The sequence below is a fragment of the Exiguobacterium sp. A1_3_1 genome, assembly GCF_048985645.1.
GTDB classification, from domain to species: domain Bacteria; phylum Bacillota; class Bacilli; order Exiguobacteriales; family Exiguobacteriaceae; genus Exiguobacterium_A; species Exiguobacterium_A indicum.
The window spans coordinates 1-1195 of sequence record NZ_WBYY01000309.1; the positions used below are offsets into that span (position 1 = coordinate 1).

At 47.4% G+C, this 1195-nt stretch carries 1 protein-coding gene; it reads left to right on the top strand.

What is annotated here, in order from left to right:
• The coding region (locus F8N00_RS18015; RefSeq protein WP_421018750.1) for a cytochrome c biogenesis protein ResB at positions 1-1152 on the top strand (1152 nt) is incomplete at its 5' end.
• Between the last annotated feature and the right edge of the window lie 43 nt (positions 1153-1195).

A 1195-nucleotide genomic window follows, 5' to 3' on the forward strand; every position in this document is an offset into this window, starting at 1 on the left:
CAGTCGGACCGTTTCATGAACGGTCAGCGATTTGGCGCGGAAGCGACTGGCGATGTCAAAAAAATCGATGCGATCGCACCGTTGCTTGAGAAAAAAGGCTATAAAGTCCGTCGACAAGACGGGGCACTCTTAGCGGAAAAGCAACGTTTCGGACGATGGGGTCCATACATCAATCATATCGGACTCGTCTTATTCTTCGGTGGTGCGATGCTTCGAGTCGTACCAGGGATGCACGAAGATGAATTACTTTGGCTCCGCGAAGGAGAGACGTTGCCGATCGAGGCGACGGACAATCAGTACTACTTGAAAAATGAAGCGTTCAACATCGAGTTCTATGATCCTGAGAAGGTCGATGAGAAGTTCAAGAAATCACTTGAAGCAGCAGGCGGAAACGTACCGAAGAACTATGATACGAAGATGACGCTGTACAAGAAAGTCGGCGAAACATCCGATTTCAAACCGAAGCTTGAAGAAATCAAGTCAGGTGAGACGGCAGTCAACCGCCCATTCGAATTCGATGATTATCAAGTCTTCCAGGAACAATACGCGGCAGATCCGGAATTCAAGACGATGTCGTTTAATATCGTCAACCAGAAGACGGACAAAGTCGTCGATACGATCAAAGTCGACTTGCGTGATCCGAAAGAAACATATGCTTTAAAAGATGGATATGAAGTCGAACTGAAGGACTTCCTTCCGGACTTCGTCGTTAAAGATGGTCAGCCAACGACGAACTCGGGACGTCCAGTCAATCCAGCCTTCGTCTTTAGTATCAAGTCACCGGAACATCCGAAAGGTGAACGGAGTTTGATTGGGATCAAATTGAACGTCGGTGGAGATGAGAACCAGTACAAAATGGCATTCGCGGGTACGGAACTCTCGAACATCTCGGGTGTCCGGATTAAAAAAGATATGACGCTACCGTTCCTGTTTGCAGGTGGTATCATCTTCATGGCAGGTCTATTGATCGGAATGTACTGGCCACACCGTCGTCTCTGGCTCAAAGAGAAGAACGGTCGGATCCAGATTGCTGGATTTACGAACAAAAATGCATTGGGGCTTCAAAAAGAAGCTAATCTCGCGTTGACGGAAGTCGGTCTACCAGAACTTGAGGATCGACAAAAGTTGCGGGAAGAGGGGGAAGCTAAATGAATTTGCTTCAGTTGAGCAGTAACCTGCTCCTTACATCATTCAT